The sequence below is a fragment of the Methylocystis suflitae genome (assembly GCF_024448135.1).
Classification (GTDB): Bacteria; Pseudomonadota; Alphaproteobacteria; order Rhizobiales; family Beijerinckiaceae; genus Methylocystis; species Methylocystis suflitae.
In genome coordinates this window covers 1-14,799 of record NZ_JAMRYX010000063.1, presented here as the reverse complement: position 1 = coordinate 14,799, position 14,799 = coordinate 1, and the positions used below count along the sequence as shown (strand labels likewise).

Annotated in this window: 14 protein-coding genes and 1 riboswitch; of the genes, 3 read left to right on the top strand and 11 right to left on the bottom strand. The window is 63.7% G+C overall.

Annotation, left to right across the window (positions count from 1 at the left end; genetic code table 11):
• Nucleotides 1-2: 2 nt before the first annotated feature.
• A complete protein-coding gene (locus NEI07_RS04890) occupies nt 3-1,385 on the bottom strand; it encodes an anion transporter (RefSeq protein ID WP_256033106.1) in 1,383 nt (460 codons plus the stop codon).
• Between the two features lie 166 nt (nt 1,386-1,551).
• Between NEI07_RS04890 and NEI07_RS04885 the strand changes: the two genes are divergently transcribed.
• Together NEI07_RS04885 and NEI07_RS04880 are read left to right on the top strand one after the other, a co-directional pair.
• Nucleotides 1,552-2,196: a S24 family peptidase gene (locus NEI07_RS04885; protein ID WP_175093898.1), complete on the top strand. Its 645-nt coding sequence runs from the start codon at nt 1,552-1,554 to the stop codon at nt 2,194-2,196.
• 103 nt (nt 2,197-2,299) lie between these two features.
• Nucleotides 2,300-3,382, top strand: a complete 1,083-nt coding sequence (locus tag NEI07_RS04880) for a cytochrome-c peroxidase (protein ID WP_256033104.1) — start codon at nt 2,300-2,302, stop codon at nt 3,380-3,382.
• A gap of 211 nt (nt 3,383-3,593) precedes the next feature.
• Here NEI07_RS04880 and gcvPB read toward each other — a convergent pair whose 3' ends face one another.
• The 7 genes from gcvPB to NEI07_RS04845 form a co-directional block, all read right to left on the bottom strand.
• The gene (gene gcvPB / locus NEI07_RS04875) at nt 3,594-5,138 is read right to left on the bottom strand and encodes an aminomethyl-transferring glycine dehydrogenase subunit GcvPB (protein WP_256033103.1); all 1,545 of its coding nucleotides are present in this window, start codon (nt 5,136-5,138) and stop codon (nt 3,594-3,596) included.
• The gene (gene gcvPA / locus NEI07_RS04870) at nt 5,138-6,478 is read right to left on the bottom strand and encodes an aminomethyl-transferring glycine dehydrogenase subunit GcvPA (RefSeq protein ID WP_256033102.1); all 1,341 of its coding nucleotides are present in this window, start codon (nt 6,476-6,478) and stop codon (nt 5,138-5,140) included. The genes gcvPB and gcvPA overlap by 1 nt, the downstream gene beginning before the upstream one ends.
• Before the next feature lie 106 nt (nt 6,479-6,584).
• Entirely contained in the window at nt 6,585-6,959 is a 375-nt protein-coding gene (gene gcvH, locus NEI07_RS04865; protein ID WP_256033101.1) for a glycine cleavage system protein GcvH, read from the bottom strand.
• A complete protein-coding gene (gcvT, locus tag NEI07_RS04860) occupies nt 6,956-8,113 on the bottom strand; it encodes a glycine cleavage system aminomethyltransferase GcvT (RefSeq protein ID WP_256033099.1) in 1,158 nt (385 codons plus the stop codon). The genes gcvH and gcvT overlap by 4 nt, the downstream gene beginning before the upstream one ends.
• 154 nt (nt 8,114-8,267) lie before the next feature.
• A riboswitch (glycine riboswitch) is annotated at nt 8,268-8,358 on the bottom strand.
• Nucleotides 8,359-8,463: 105 nt separating this feature from the next.
• Entirely contained in the window at nt 8,464-8,796 is a 333-nt protein-coding gene (hspQ, locus tag NEI07_RS04855; RefSeq protein ID WP_256033097.1) for a heat shock protein HspQ, read from the bottom strand.
• A 93-nt stretch (nt 8,797-8,889) separates the two neighbouring features.
• Entirely contained in the window at nt 8,890-9,933 is a 1,044-nt protein-coding gene (locus NEI07_RS04850; RefSeq protein ID WP_256033095.1) for an HpcH/HpaI aldolase/citrate lyase family protein, read from the bottom strand.
• Between the two features lie 89 nt (nt 9,934-10,022).
• Nucleotides 10,023-11,378 (bottom strand): Nramp family divalent metal transporter, encoded by a 1,356-nt coding sequence (locus NEI07_RS04845; RefSeq protein ID WP_256033094.1) that lies wholly within the window; start codon nt 11,376-11,378, stop codon nt 10,023-10,025.
• A gap of 341 nt (nt 11,379-11,719) precedes the next feature.
• On the opposite strand from NEI07_RS04845, the gene NEI07_RS04840 reads away from it, so the two are divergent.
• A complete protein-coding gene (locus tag NEI07_RS04840; protein ID WP_256033092.1) occupies nt 11,720-12,826 on the top strand; it encodes a cupin domain-containing protein in 1,107 nt (368 codons plus the stop codon).
• A 39-nt stretch (nt 12,827-12,865) separates the two neighbouring features.
• On the opposite strand, the gene NEI07_RS04835 is transcribed toward NEI07_RS04840, so the two are convergent.
• From NEI07_RS04835 to NEI07_RS04825, 3 genes are all read right to left on the bottom strand, one after another.
• Nucleotides 12,866-13,960, bottom strand: coding sequence for a histidine phosphatase family protein (locus tag NEI07_RS04835; RefSeq protein WP_256033091.1), 1,095 nt, complete (start codon nt 13,958-13,960; stop codon nt 12,866-12,868).
• A 223-nt stretch (nt 13,961-14,183) separates the two neighbouring features.
• Nucleotides 14,184-14,438 carry a hypothetical protein gene (locus NEI07_RS04830; RefSeq protein WP_256033089.1) on the bottom strand — a complete coding sequence of 85 codons (255 nt, stop codon included), beginning with the start codon at nt 14,436-14,438 and terminating at the stop codon, nt 14,184-14,186.
• A gap of 72 nt (nt 14,439-14,510) precedes the next feature.
• A partial coding sequence (locus NEI07_RS04825) for a TIGR02301 family protein (RefSeq protein WP_256033088.1) occupies nt 14,511-14,799 on the bottom strand: 289 nt, incomplete at its 5' end.

The following is a 14,799-nucleotide window of genomic DNA, read 5'->3' as shown; positions in this document are numbered from 1 at the left end:
CCCTACAACCTCCACAGTCCGAGCGCGATCGTCGCGAGGGTCAGCGGCGCGCCGACCTTGAAATAGGTCCAGAAGCCGATCGTCAGCCCGAGCGCGCGCGCCCGCTCGACGACGATGAGATTGGCGATCGAGCCGACAAGCGTGAAATTGCCGGCGAGCGTCGAGGCCATGGCGACGATGAGCCAGGCGCGCCTCGGATCGCTCAGTCCGATGATGAACGGCTTCAGCGCGAGAACCGCCGGCACATTGCTGACGATATTGGACAGCACGGCGGAGACGAGCGCGAGCGTCGAGGCGTCATCGAGTCTGAGCCTCCCGACGTCCGCGATCTCTCCTGGCGTCAGCACCACCTTGTCGAAGGCGCCGACGACGATGAAGAGTCCGGCGAACATCAAAAGCAGCGGCCAGTCGATTTCGCGATAGATCTTTTTCGATCCGACGCGCCGCGTGAGCAGCAGCAGCCCGCCGGCGATGATCGCCGCTTTGGCGGGCGGAACGCCGGCGAAAAAGAATGCGATCATCGCCGCGGTGATCAACAGGGCTTTAGAGGCGAGCGCGCGATGATAGGGGCGCGGCGCCGCGACGATCGGCGGCAATTTCTCGCGCGAGAAAAATTCGCGCGGAAAGGCGAGCGCCACAAAGAGGATCGTGAGCGCGACGCCGGCGAGCGCGATGGGCCAGAGCGCCTGCGCGAAGTCGCCGTAGGAAATGCCCGAGGCGGCAGCGATGATCATATTTTGCGGATTGCCGGTGATCGTCGCGACGCTGCCGACATTGGAGGCGAGCGGGATCGACAAAACATAGGGCGTCGGATCGCGCTTAAGGCGTTGCGCCAGATCGACGACCAGCGGCGGCATCACGAGACAGATCGCGTCATTGACGAGAAAAGCGGAAAACAGCCCCGTCGCCGCCGCGACCGCCGCAAGCAGAAAGATCGGGCGGCGCGCGACATCCGCCAGCCAATCGGCGGCGCGGCGGAAGAAGCCCGAAAGGCGCAGATTGGCGACGACGATCATCATGCCAAGCAGCAAAGTGATCGCGTCGAAATCGATGGCCCGATAGGCCTCGTCGAGGCTCAAGGCGCCAGCGCCGATCATCAGGCTCGCGCCGAGCAGCGCGCCGCCGGCGCGGTCGAGCCGATAATAGGGCAGCTTGCCGATCGCGAGCACGAGATAGGTCGCCGCGAAGATCGCTGCGACGGCGCCCTTCTGCGGCGTCGGCGTCGGCAGGCGGCTCAATAGCGACAGAAATTCGCCGAGCCCCAGGACCACGACGGCGGCCAAGGCCGCGCCCCCCGCGACACCGATAGCGACGAAAATCCCAAGCCAGAGCGTGAGGAAGGGGCGGCGCGGGCGATGTGGCGCGGGCTCGGGCGAGGAGGGCATGCAACCCGGCAAGTTAGAGCGCGCGGCGTGGAAGACTACGCAGGAAGAGGAGGTTATGGCGCCTGGCCTCGCGCGCGCCAAGCCGCAGCGCCAATTTCCTATTGTGCGGCATGGTTAATAGATATATTCCTATCCAATAGGAAACTCTTCCGAGCCGCGGCCAGACATGTCCGACATTCTCACCCATGCTCAGATCTGGGCGGCGATCGACGCGCTCGGCGAGCGATATGGCATGACGCCATCGGGCCTAGCGCGCAAGGCGGGCCTCGATCCCACGACCTTCAACCGCTCGAAGCGCGAAACGGCGAGCGGGCGCCAGCGCTGGCCCTCGACCGAATCGATCGCCAAAGTGTTGCAGGCGACCGGCGCCGGGCTCGACGAATTCATGTCCTTGGTGATGGCGAATAGCGCCGCCGGCCGGTTGCGCCATACGCGGCCGCTGATCGGCCTGGCGCAGGCGGGGGTCGGCGGCTTTTTCGACGATGCGGGCTTCGCCACCGGCGCCGGCTGGGACGAAATCGACGTATTGGCCGAGGCCGACGAACATTCCTACGCGCTCGAGATCTCAGGCGACTCCATGGCGCCGCTGTATCGCGACGGCGATGTGGTGATCGTCTCGCCGGCCGCGCCGGTGCGGCGCGGCGACCGGGTGGTCGTCAAGACCACCTCGGGCGAGATCATGGCCAAGGAGCTGAAGCGCGAAACGGCGCGAACGATCGAGCTGCGTTCGGTCAATCCGGCCTACCCGGACCGCACGATTCCGCGCGACGAGGTCAGCTGGATGGCGCGCATTCTCTGGGCGAGCCAGTGACGTGTGACGCTTAGCCGCCGACCGACGCATCTAGCCTCGCGCCGATGCAGCTGTGGTATAAGCTTCAACCTCTTGCGCCGCTTCCATCCGGGTGAAATCCGCCATGCGTCTTTCTTCGATCGTCTTTCTTGTCGCGCTTCTTGTCGGCGGCCCGGCGTTTGCCGACGCAGGCCTGAGGGACCGGGCGAAGGAGCTTTTCCAGCCAATTCCGTCAGCGCCGCCGGCGATTCCTGGAGAGACGGCGACGCCCGAAAAACTCGCGCTCGGCAAGATGCTGTATTTCGAGCCGCGACTTTCCGAGACCCACGACATCAGCTGCGCAGATTGTCACAATTTGAGCATGGGCGGCGTCGACGGCGGCGCGCTTTCGGGGGGCCACAATGCGCAGCTCGCGGGCCGCGAAGTGCTCACGGTGATGAACGCCATTTTCAACAAGGCCCAATATTGGGACGGCCGCGCCGCTGATCTTTCCGATCAGGTGGTCAATTCGGTGATGGCCAATCCCAAGGCGATGCTGAAAACCCGCGGCGGACCGATGCCGATCAATCCGACGGAACATGCGGCCGCAAAGCAGCGCGCCGTCGAACTCTTCAAGGGAATCCCCGGCTATGTGGCGGCCTTCAAACAGGCCTTTCCCGAGCAGAGCGATCCCGTCGCCTATGCCAACATCGGCCGCGCCATCGCGCTTTTCGAGGCGACGCTGATCACGCCCGACGCGCCCTTCGACCGCTGGCTGAAGGGCGAGGATCAGGCATTGTCCGACGCGCAGAAGGACGGGTTGAAGCTCTTCATCGAGAAGGGCTGCGCGAGTTGCCATAACGGCGTCAACGTCGGCGGCGGCATGTATGCGCGTTTCGGCGTCGTCAAACAGCCGACCGCGGAATTTCTGCCGCCGGACGACTTGGGCCGCTTCGCGGTCACCAAGGCGATCGCCGACAAATACGCCTTCAAGGTTCCCTCACTGCGCAATGTCGAACTGACGGCGCCCTATTTCCACACCGGCTCGACCTTCGATTTGAAGAAGGCCGTGGCGGTGATGGGCGAAAGCCAGCTCGGCGTCGCGCTTAGCGCCGACGAGACCGATAAGATCGTCGCCTTCCTCGATTCGCTAACCGGGCGCCAGCCTGAGGTCGTGCTGCCGATTCTGCCGCCGCGCACCGGGCCGCCGTTCAGCCAGGCTCAGTGACGATCAGGCTGCGGCGTTCTGATATACAGTTCGGATGTCATTGCGCGCTTTGCGCGCGATCGGGAATCCAGAAAGAACCAATCTTTCGTGACGTTGCTCTGGATTCCCGGTCAGGCCTTCGGCCCGCCGGGAATGACACGCCAAGCGAACGGATCAAACGGAGTTCATAGGAGACGGACTCGCAATGCGGCTTCGTCACGACGACCCGCTCCTAACTCGCCGCCGCTTTCTCCTCCCACCGCAGCACCGGCTTTCTCGCCGCGAGCGCTTCATCGACGCGCCTACGCGGCGCCAATCGCGGCGCGGGGGTAAAGCGCGCGACCTCGCCGGCTTTGGCGCTCCGCGCAAGATCGTGCAGCGTCGCGATGAAGAGATCGAGCGAGGCTTTCGATTCCGACTCCGTCGGCTCGATGAGCATCGCGCCATGGACGACGAGCGGGAAATAAATCGTCATCGGATGATAGCCCTCGTCGATCATCGCCTTGGCGAAATCGAGCGTCGTCACGCCGGCGCCGCGCAGCCAGGCGTCGTCGAACAGAACTTCATGCATGCAGATGCGATCGCCGAACGGCTGAGTCATCACATCGCGCAGCGACGCGCGGACATAGTTCGCCGCCAGCACGGCGTCTTTCGAGGCCTGCGCAAGCCCGTCGGTCCCATGCGCAAGCATATATGCGAGCGCCCGCACGAACATGCCCATCTGGCCGTGGAAGGCGGTGAGCCGTCCGAAGCTCTGCGTGCCTTCGGCGTCTTCGACCAGCTCCAACGCGTCGCCGTTGCGGCGGATGAACGGGACCGGCGCGAAAGGCGCAAGACGTTCTGAGAGAACGACCGGGCCTGCGCCGGGGCCGCCGCCGCCATGCGGCGTCGAGAAGGTCTTGTGCAGATTGATGTGCATGGCGTCGATGCCGAAGTCGCCCGGACGCGCGACGCCGGCGATGGCGTTGAAATTCGCGCCATCGCAATAGAAGTAGCCGCCGGCCTCATGCATCGCGTCGGCGATCTCGACGATCTCGCGCTCGAACAGCCCGCAGGTGTTCGGGTTCGTCAGCATGATCGCCGCGACGTCCGGAGCGAGCGCGTCCTTAACGGCTTGCGCCCGCACCGTTCCGTCGGGCGCCGCCGGAACGACGCGCACGGAAAAGCCAAGCAGCGCGGCCGTTGCCGGATTGGTGCCATGCGCCGATTGCGGAATGAGGACGACATTGCGCGTCGCGCTTTCGCCCCTCGCGGCGATCGCAGACTTGATCGCCATCATGCCGCAGAGTTCGCCATGCGCGCCGGCCTTCGGCGACATCGCTACCGCCGGCATATTGGTAAGCGTCATCAGCCAGTCGGCGAGAATCTGCATCAACTCCAGCGCGCCCTGCGCGGTCGATTGCGGCTGCAGCGGATGGATATCCGCGAAGCCTTCATAGCGCGCGATCTTCTCATTGCTGCGCGGATTATGCTTCATCGTGCAGGAGCCGAGCGGATAGAGTCCGGCGTCGATCGAATAATTCTTGCGCGAGAGGCGCACGTAATGGCGCATCGTCTCCGGTTCGGTGAGTCCCGGAAGACCGATGGGCGCGTTGCGCTCAAGCGCGCCGAGCCGCGTCGCGATGGGCGCAGGGTCGTCGATATCGACGCCGGTCGCGTCAAGCCGGCCGATCTCGAAGATCAGCGGCTCTTCCTGATCGAGCCCGCGATTGCCGGTGAAGGTCGCAGGCGTTTTGTCATCATCGAGCGGTTCGACGACTGCGGGTCTGTCGAGCATCAGAGCGACTCCTTAAGCGCCGCGACGAAGGCGTCGCGATCTTCACTTGTATTGACTTCGGTGGCGGCGACGATGAGCAGATCGTCAAGCCCGGCGTGCGGCAGAAGTCGCGAGACGGGAACGCCGGCGAGGACGCCGCGCGCCGCCATTCTCTCAACAAGCGCGGCGGCGTCGCCTTCGACGCGAAGCGTAAACTCGTTGAAGAAGGCTTCGTTGAGAACATCGACGTTTTGAACGTCGGCAAGCATCTGCGCCAGCAAGACCGCATTGGCGTGATTGACGCGCGCGAGCCGCGTCAGTCCGGCGTCGCCAAGCAAGGTCAGATGGATGGTGAAGGCGAGCGCGCAGAGGCCGGAGTTGGTGCAGATGTTGGAGGTCGCTTTATCGCGGCGGATATGCTGCTCGCGCGTCGAAAGCGTCAGCACATAGGAGCGCCTGCCGTCGGCGTCGACGCTTTCGCCGGCGAGGCGGCCAGGCATCTGCCGCAGGAATTCATGCCGCGTGGCGAAGAGCCCGACATAAGGCCCGCCGAAATTCAGCGAATTGCCGATCGACTGGCCCTCGCCCACGACAATGTCGGCGTCCATCGCGCCAGGAGATTTAAGCAGACCGAGAGAGACCGCTTCGGTGAAGACGGCGACAAGGAGCGCGCCGTTCCGATGGCAGGCTTCCGCGATCTTCGTCAGGTCGCGCAGATTGCCGAAGACGTCGGGCGTCTGCACGACAACACAGGAAAGCGTGTCGTCAATGCGCGCGATGAGATCTTCGGCGGCGCGAACGTCGGGCGCCATCGTCTCGACTTCGTCTTCCGCGAGGCGCGAGATGGTGCGCACGACTTCGGCGTAATGCGGATGTAGCCCGCCAGAGAGCAGCGCCTTGCGCCGCTTCGTCACCCGATGCGCCATGAGCACGGCTTCGGCGGTCGCCGTTGAGCCGTCGTACATCGAGGCGTTGGCGACCTCCATGCCGGTGAGCAGAGCGACCTGAGTCTGGAACTCGAAGAGATATTGCAGCGTGCCCTGCGAGATCTCCGGCTGATAGGGCGTGTAGCTCGTCAAGAACTCCGAGCGTTGAATGAGATGATCGACGCTCGCGGGGATGTGATGCTTATAGGCGCTGGCGCCGACAAAGAACGGCGCGCGCGACGCAGGCATGTTGCGGGCGGCAAGCCTTGCGAAAAAACGCTCGACGTCGAGCTCGGACTTGCCCTTCGGCAGGTCGAGCGGCGCCTTCAATAGCGTCTCCGGCGGCGCATCGGCGTAGAGCGACTCCATCGATGGAACGCCGATCGTCGCGAGCATTGCGCTTCTGTCGGCCTCTGACAGCGGATGATAGCGCATCGTCTTTTCCTTGCGCTTAGAGCGCTTCCCGATCACATGGAATCATGTGATCGATAAGGAATCGCTCAAAATCAAAATGCTGGAGCAGGTTCTCATCGAACCTGCTCTAGAGCGTTTTCAGGAAACTCGAATAAGCGGCGTCGTCCATCAGCGATGCGCATTCGCCAGGGTCGCTGACTCTCACCTTGATGAGCCACCCGCGTCCAAGCGGATCGTCGTTGACGAGCGCCGGCGCTTCGCCAAGCTCCGGATTGACTTCGACGACTTCGCCGCTCACGGGCGAATAGACTTCGCTTGCGGCTTTTACGCTCTCGATGACCGCGATCTCTTTGCCCTTTGCGACCTTCCTGCCGACTTCGGGCAGTTCGATGAAGACGATGTCGCCGAGCTGCGACTGCGCATAGTCCGATATGCCCAGCGTCGCAAGATCGCCATCGAGCGCGACATATTCATGATCCTTGGAGTAGCGGAGATCGGTCATCTCGCATCCTTTCCAGCCGGCGTTTTGAAGTAGCGATGCGGGACGAAGGGTAAAGCCGCCACTGTGACGTCGACGCGTTTGTCGCGCAGCGGCGCCGAAAGCGTCGCGCCGAGGTTTGCGTGATGGCTGGCGACATAGCCCATCGCGATCGGGCGTTGCAGCGTTGGCGAAAAGCCGCCCGACGTCACATGGCCAACAGCTTCGCCGTCGCGCGCTGAGAGCTCCGCGCCTTCGCGCAGCGGCGCCTTTGATTGCGGCTCGAGCCCGACGCGCCTGCGGGCAGGACCCTGCTCAAGCGCGATGCGAATGCGCTCGAAGCCGGGGAACCCGCCTTCGATGCGTCGGCGTTTGCCGATCGACCAGCCGAGTCCCGCTTCAACCGGATCGGTGGTTTCATCGAGGTCGTGGCCATAGAGCGGCAGGCCGGCCTCAAGACGCAGAGCATCGCGCGCGCCGAGGCCCGCCGGCGCAACGTCCTCATGCGACAGCAACAAGCGCGCAAGGTCTTCGGCATGCTCGGCGCGCAGCGACAGTTCAAATCCGTCTTCGCCCGTATAGCCGCTGCGCGACACGAAGAGCGGCGCGCCGCCGAAGTCGAAGGCGCGCCAGCCCATGAAAGGAAGGTCCTCGGCGCCGGGGAGGAGTGCGCCGAGGACCGAGGCCGCGCGCGGGCCCTGAAGGGCGAGCAACGCGCGGTCTAAAGGATTGAAGTCGAACTGGGGCAACGCGGCGCGGATAAGCGCGAAATCCTCTTGCTTGCGCGAGGCGTTAACCACAAGCAGCAGCCGCTCTTCGACGCCTGGCAGACGGGTGACGAGAAGATCGTCGAGAATGCCGCCGCGCTCGTTGAGTAGCTGCGTGTAACGTGTGCGTTCCGGCGAAAGCGACGCCAAATCCGCCGGCGTCAGGCTTTCAAGCGCCCGTGCGGCGCGCGCGCCGGCGAGGATCGCCTGACCCATATGCGAAACGTCGAACAGACTCGCGCGACGTCGCGTATGTAGCGTTTCCGCGACGATGCCCTGCTCATATTGCAGCGGCATATCGTAGCTGGCGAAAGGCGCCATGCGCGCCCCGAGCCGCCGATGCACGGCGTCGAGCGGAAGTTTCGACAGCGCAGGAGGCGCAGCGGTCGCGACGTCGAGTTCGGTCACCATCAACTCCGCCAGACATGGTTGGCGCAGCAAGGCTCAAACTTTGCTACGCGCCCCCTCTGTCCGGTGACCTGAGAGATTTCCCTGCGCTAAAAGCGACAGGTTACGCCCGTCGGTGGGCGAAACGCTTGCGCGCCTCGCCGCTTTCCAGAGTTTCTACTTCGTCGCGGTCCTTTGGGCCTGAGCGTTTCCGGGGCGGTTTCGCCTTCGGCGCCGGCGCGAGCGCCGGTCTCTCCCGCGATGAAGTTCGACCTGCACCCAAAATGTGGTCGATTCGCGCGATCGTCAATCCCGGCGGCTGCGCGTTTTTTTTGCAATGCGGCAGCGTTCGGAGTGAACGGAAGCGCCGCCGCTCAGTGGCGCTTAGGCGCTCGCATGCGGTAAACGCCATCGCCATCGCGTTCGAAGGTCTCGTCGACCTGCGGATGGCGCACCGGCCTGTTGGTGTTGTCGGGCAGCAGATTTTGCTCCGACACATAGGCGACATATTCGGTTTCGGCGTTCTCGGCGAACAAGTGATAGAAAGGCTGATCCTTATTCGGACGCAGCTCTTCCGGAATCGAAAGCCACCACTCTTCGGTGTTGGCGAACACCGGATCAACGTCATAGATCACGCCGCGGAAGGGATAGCGGCGATGCTTGACCACTTGGCCAATAGCGAATTTAGCGACGTTCTCTCGCGGCATTCGAAAGCGCCTTTACCACGCTGTTTACTCGTTTGTTAGTACAGCAGCAGGGGCGCAGCCGTCAATCGGACGTCGCGCCACAGTCAAATCCTTTCAAAATCCGTAGATCCTAGCGAGGTCGGCGTCTTTGGCGGCGACCTGCTTGGCGAGGTCGACGACGACCTTGCACTGCTTCCAGGTGGCGTCGTCCTGCATTCGGCCGTCAATCATCACCGCGCCGGTCCCGTCCGGCATCGCTTCGAGCACCCGCTTGGCGAAGGCGACTTCTTGCGGATCGGGCGAAAAGACCTTCTTGGCGATGGCGATTTGCGACGGATGCAGCGACCAGGCGCCGGCGCAGCCGAGCAGAAAGGCGTTGCGGAATTGCGATTCGCAGGCCGGCGCGTCGGAGAAATCGCCGAAGGGGCCATAGAAGGCCTTGATGCCGGCGGAAGCGCAGGCGTCGACCATCTTGGCGATGGTGTAATGCCAAAGGTCCTGTTGGAACGAGGCGCGCAGGCCCTGGCCGGGCTCGGCGTCGGCGATCACCTTATAGTCCGGATGACCGCCGCCGACGCGGGTCGTCTTCATTGCCCGGGAAGCGGCGAGATCGGCCGGTCCGAGCGAAATGCCATGCATGCGCGGCGAAGCCGAAGCGATGGCGTCGACATTCTTGACGCCTTCCGCCGTCTCAAGAATGGCGTGAATAAGGATCGGCTTCTTGACGCTATGCCGCGCTTCGAGCTGCGCCAGGAGCTGGTCGAGATAGGCGATGTCCCAGGGGCCCTCGACCTTGGGGAGCATGACGACGTCGAGCTTGCTTCCGACAGCGCCGACGATCTCGATCATGTCGTCGAGCGCCCAGGGGCTATTGAGCGCGTTCATCCGCGTCCACAGTCCAGTCGAGCCGAAGTCGGTCGCCTTGGCCATTTCAATAAAGCCGGCGCGGGCGGCTTCCTTGGCGTCGGCCGGGATCGCGTCTTCGAGATTGCCGAGCACGACGTCGACCTGTTTGACGAGCTCAGGAACCTTAGCGCGGAATTTTTCAAGATGCGGCGGAACGAAATGGATCATCCGCTCGACTTTAACGGGCGGTTCGCGCAGCGGCGCCGGGGCCCCGATGGCGAGCGGACGGTAGAATTGATTGGGAAGTTTCATTCGGTCGCAGCTCCGGCAAAAAGTTGCGACGAGTTAAGCCAGATGCGTCGGCTTGGCAATGCTGGGCGGTCTGTCGCGGCCGCAACGCGTCAACCCACGACGGCGTCCCAGAGCAGTTTAAGGTTCAGCCCGATGATCGCGGCGGCGATGAGCGCCGCAAGCGCCGTGGTGCGTCTGGGCGCCACCAGTTCTCCCATGACGCTGCGCTGCGCCGTGAAGGCCACGAGCGGCACGATGGCGAAAGGCAGCGTCACGCTCAGCGCCACCTGGCTCAGGACGAGCAGCTGCGCCGTCGCCGATTCGCCGGCGTAAAGCGTCACGCCGATCGCCGGCGCGATGGCGATGCAGCGGGTGATGAGCCGGCGCGTCGCCGGCTTCATCCGCAGCCGCACAAATCCCTCCATCACGATCTGGCCGGTGAGGGTGGCCGTCACCGTTGAATTCAGTCCGCAGGCGATCAGCGCCACGGCGAAGAGCGTCGCCGCGATCGGTTGCCCGAGCAATGGCGCGATCAGCCGATAAGCTTCGCCAAGCTCCGCGACTTCGGTATGGCCGGTCGCATGGAAGACCGCGGCCGCGAGAATAAGGATGGCGCCGTTGACGAACAGGGCGAGAAACAGCGCCAGCGTGCTGTCGATCACCGCGAAGCGAATTGCTTCGCGCTTCTTTTCAAGCGGCTCGGCGACGGCGCGGGTTTGCACGACGAAGGAGTGCAGGAAGAGGTTATGCGGCATCACCGTCGCGCCGAGAATGCCGAGGCCGATGTAAAGCATCTCGGGATCGGTAAAAAAACGTCGCGTCGGCACGAGTCCTTGTGCGATCTGCGCCAGATCGGGGCGCGCCATGATGAGTTGCGCGAGGAAGGAAAAGGCGATGAGCGCAAGCATCGCCACGACGAAAAGCTCGATCTTGCGAAAGCCGGCCCGCTCCAAAGCAAGGACCAGAAAGGTGTCGAGCACCGTGATGAGAATGCCGACCGCAAGCGGCAGGCCGAATAGCAATTGCAGGCCGATGGCGGTGCCGATCACTTCCGCGAGATCGGTGGCGAATATGCCGACTTCCGCCAGGAGCCAGAGCCCGACCGCCGCCGGGAAGGGATAATGCCGCCGGCAGGCCTGCGCCAGGTCCAGATCCGCGCCGACGCCGAGCCGCGCCGCAAGGGATTGCAGGACGATGGCCATCAGGCTCGACAGCACGGCGACGAAAAGCAGCGCGGTGCCGAATTTCGAGCCGCCGGCGAGCGCCGTCGCCCAATTGCCGGGGTCCATATAGCCGGTCGCGACGAGATAGCCGGGACCCAGAAACACGAAGAGCCGCCGAAGAAATCTGCCGCCTTCGGGCACATGCACGGAGCGGCGCATGTCGCCGCGTTGCGGAGCGGGCGCGTTGGCGGTCGTCGCTGGCGTCACATTTGTCTCCACAAGGCGCCGGCGACGGCCGGACATCGGATTTTCTCGGTAAGGTCGGTCCTTGGCAAGGTCGCTTCTCGGCAAGCGCCGCATCTAAGAAGTTTTCTTAAGGCTTCCCTTTGTCACCAATGTAAATGGCGACGGGAGAATGTCATCCGCGGGCGCAGCGCAGTCGCCGCAGCCGCGGCTTGTCGCGCGCCGTCCGAGCAGGCATGCTCGCAGCCTGAGCCGTCGCGATTCAGGATCAGGCGATGGGCTTGTCATGCGGCGAGCTCATGGGCGCCGTCGTCTGCTTAAAGCCGAGCGCTCGAAGCGGAACCACTGGGACGGCGTTCGCCGTTTCGATTGCGATACAGTCAGAACAGCGGGGGCTGGTAATGTTCTCAATGACGATCCCGATCAGCTCGGAAGGCGGCCATACGAGCTTCCATAATAATGTGCCCGATCCCGTGACCTCGGGCGCCGAGCTGCCGACGTTCAAGTTCGAGCTTGAAAAATCTCAAGGACGCGTCGATGGCGCGAGCTACGGCAAGGAGGCGACCGTCGCTCAGCTGCCGATCTCCAAGGATATCGCCGGCGTTTCCATGCGCATGGAGCAGGGCGTGATGCGCGAGCTGCACTGGCATGCGACCGCGGCCGAGTGGGGCTTCGTCACCGAGGGACGGGTGCGCACCACTGTCATCGATCCGGCGGGATGCTCGGAGACCAACGACTTCGAGGCGGGCGATCTTTGGTATTTTCCGCGCGGCCATGGCCATGTCATCGAGACGCTGGGTAAAGACCTGTGTCATTTCATCCTTGTCTTCGACAACGGCTATTTCTCGGAGTTCGGCACCTTCAGCATCAGCGACTGGATCGGCCACGCCCCCAAGGAGCTGCTCGCCAAGAATTTCGGCGTCCCGGCGTCGACCTTCGACAGTTTTCCAAAGCAGGAAGTCTATTTCGCCAGGGGCAATATTCCGCCCGAGACGCCGTCGACGCCGCTGCAGGGATGGAAGCCGCCGCCGCTCACCCACAAATACCGGCTTCTATCGCAGAAGCCTTATGAGACGTTTCCGGGTGGAACCGAATGGCGCGTCGACGGCTCGCAATTCCCGATTTCGACGACGATGACCGGCGTCGTTCTGGAAATGGAGCCGGGCGCGCTTCGCGAGCTGCATTGGCACCCCAATGCTTCCGAATGGCAATATGTGCTGAGCGGACAGCTTTGCGTCACGCTGTTTGGATCAAAGGGCCGCTGGCGCCAGGAGACGTTCTCGAAAGGCGACGTCGGCTATATTCCCCAGGGCATGGGTCATTCGCTCGAAAATGTCGGGACCGATACGGTGCGCGTGCTCATCGTCTTCAACAACGCGCATTATCAGACGATCGACCTGTCGCAATGGATCGCCGGCAATCCGACCGACATTCTCGCGACGAATTTCGGGCAGGACCCATCGGTCTTTGAGAAATTCCCGCGCAAGGACGTCTTCATGACGAAATAGCCGCAAGAGGCGCGTGAAAGCGCGCCTCGACCGCGCCCGTTATTTGCTAACCTTTCTCAGCAGCGCTTCGAGCCCTTCGGGGAAAATCAGATCGTGCGAGACCGCGATCTCGTCCGCGCTCCACCAGCGCCAGCCGAGCACATGGATTTTTTCTTCCTCGGTCAGGTCGCGCGGCTGGGGCGCGAAGCGTTCGGTACGGATGAGATAGTAGCGCTCCACCGCCTGATGCCAGTCGTCGCCGATCTCCATCGGAAATTCGCGGGTGGCGACGACGGGACCGGGATCGAGAAGGGTAAGGCCCGTCTCCTCATAGACCTCCCGACGCAGCGCTGACGGGAAGTCTTCGCCTTCCATGACCGCGCCGCCCGGCGTCGCCCAGAAGTGATGATGTCCGAGCGCGAGAAAATGCGGCGTGAGCCCGCCAGCGTAGCGCATCAGCAGGACGTCGTCGTCCTGATCGACGATCAGCGCGCGCGCGGCTTCGCGGCGCGGCAGCGCGCGGCCGTCCCATGGCGCGGCGATTTCGGCGCGCCCCTCCGGAGTCGCCCAGTCGACGAGCGACCATTTCCCGTCCTCATAAGCGATCCAATTCGGCGTGGCGTTGAGCACAGGATGATCGCGCTTTTCGTCGAGCTTCTTGCCGGCAGCGAGTCGCCAGGCGATATCGAGCACGCCGGCGTGGGCGACAACGAGCACGGTCTCGCCGGCGCTTTCCTTGGCGATCTGGGTCAAGGCCTTGCGCACCCGCGCGGCGAAATGTTCCAGGCTCTCGCCTTGCGGCGCGGCGAAATCCGGCTTGCGCGTCAGATAGTTCGGATAGATGTCGGCGTGCGTCGCCTGCACTTCCGCATGCGTGTGGCCCTGCCATACGCCGTCGTCCTTCTCGCGCAGGGCGGGGGTCTTGGCGACCTCGAGGCCGCGCGCGCCGGCGATCGGCGTCGCTGTCGCGAGCGCGCGGCGCAGGTCGCTCGAATAGACTCTGTCGAAATGCGCGCCGGCGAGCTCCTTCGCCAGGGCGGCCGCCTGCGCGCGTCCGCGCGCGTTCAGCGCAATGTCGAACTGGCCCTGAAAGCGCCTTTCGATATTCCAATTGGTCTCGCCGTGGCGTGCGAGACACAGAAGCGTGCGGGGCATGTCGTTTCGGATTTAAGGCGCTGGAGTCGCTGTGCAAAGCCGCCGGGCGTCTACGCCTGCGGCGTCCGGCGTTCTAGGGCCTTGCAGTGCAAAAGTCAGTCCGCATTCGCGGGGTCGCGGCGAATAACCGCAAGCCTTGGCGCGCGCTGTTTCGCGTAGAGCGCGCCATAAACAGTTGAGATTGATTGCTTATTCTGACGATTTTGCCCAAATGCGGCGTGATTTAATGTCTCAGCCCAGTGGTGAATTCCCCCGCCCGCAGCCTCGCGGGCAGTGTTTCGGCGAAGGTGGCCACCGATTCCTCGCCATAGGTCGCCACCAGTTCGCGCAATGCCGCGCAGAGGGCGGCATGCGCGAAGGAATCGCTTTCGATCCCCGCGAGTATCGCCTCGGCGAAAGCCTCGGTGACATAGGCAAGGGCTGCTCGGTGCTGGTCCCCGCCCAAGTCGTAGAGCGAGGCGACGTTCAATTCGTTCATGGCGTCACTCTAAAGAAGCCGCCCGCGCCGCGCGAGGCGACCCTCGCCGAAAGGTTAATTTCGCACTTGGCTCTATGGGTTCCCGTAGCGATAGGTGATGTCGCGGCTCAGCCGGGAGGCCTCCGCAAGATAGCGGGAAATCACCGCCTTGGCGTTGGGCGTGCAGGCGCGATAGGTCAGCTCATAGCCGCGAAACCCGTGGTTGAAAGACGCCATGAGCCTTTGGCGGCGCGCGCCGCTGGGGGCGTCGGCGTCGAGCAGCGCCGACATCTTCCCCCGCCATTCCTCGCCATCGCCCGACCCGCAAAGGTCGCGCAAGAAGGCCAGCGCGCCGAGGACCTCCGAGAGCCGCGTGATCTGG

Excerpts from the sequence above, each read along its gene's own strand:
- hspQ (WP_256033097.1), bottom strand. The coding sequence starts at position 8,796 with ATGCCGCGAGAGAACGTCGCTAAATTCGCTATTGGCCAAGTGGTCAAG.
- NEI07_RS04830 (WP_256033089.1), bottom strand. The coding sequence starts at position 14,438 with ATGAACGAATTGAACGTCGCCTCGCTCTACGACTTGGGCGGGGACCAG.
- NEI07_RS04890 (WP_256033106.1), bottom strand. The coding sequence starts at position 1,385 with ATGCCCTCCTCGCCCGAGCCCGCGCCACATCGCCCGCGCCGCCCCTTC.
- NEI07_RS04850 (WP_256033095.1), bottom strand. The coding sequence starts at position 9,933 with ATGAAACTTCCCAATCAATTCTACCGTCCGCTCGCCATCGGGGCCCCG.
- gcvPA (WP_256033102.1), bottom strand. The coding sequence starts at position 6,478 with ATGCGCTATCATCCGCTGTCAGAGGCCGACAGAAGCGCAATGCTCGCG.
- NEI07_RS04835 (WP_256033091.1), bottom strand. The coding sequence starts at position 13,960 with ATGCCCCGCACGCTTCTGTGTCTCGCACGCCACGGCGAGACCAATTGG.
- NEI07_RS04840 (WP_256033092.1), top strand. The coding sequence starts at position 11,720 with ATGTTCTCAATGACGATCCCGATCAGCTCGGAAGGCGGCCATACGAGC.
- NEI07_RS04885 (WP_175093898.1), top strand. The coding sequence starts at position 1,552 with ATGTCCGACATTCTCACCCATGCTCAGATCTGGGCGGCGATCGACGCG.
- NEI07_RS04880 (WP_256033104.1), top strand. The coding sequence starts at position 2,300 with ATGCGTCTTTCTTCGATCGTCTTTCTTGTCGCGCTTCTTGTCGGCGGC.
- NEI07_RS04845 (WP_256033094.1), bottom strand. The coding sequence starts at position 11,378 with ATGTCCGGCCGTCGCCGGCGCCTTGTGGAGACAAATGTGACGCCAGCG.
- gcvPB (WP_256033103.1), bottom strand. The coding sequence starts at position 5,138 with ATGCTCGACAGACCCGCAGTCGTCGAACCGCTCGATGATGACAAAACG.
- gcvH (WP_256033101.1), bottom strand. The coding sequence starts at position 6,959 with ATGACCGATCTCCGCTACTCCAAGGATCATGAATATGTCGCGCTCGAT.
- gcvT (WP_256033099.1), bottom strand. The coding sequence starts at position 8,113 with ATGGTGACCGAACTCGACGTCGCGACCGCTGCGCCTCCTGCGCTGTCG.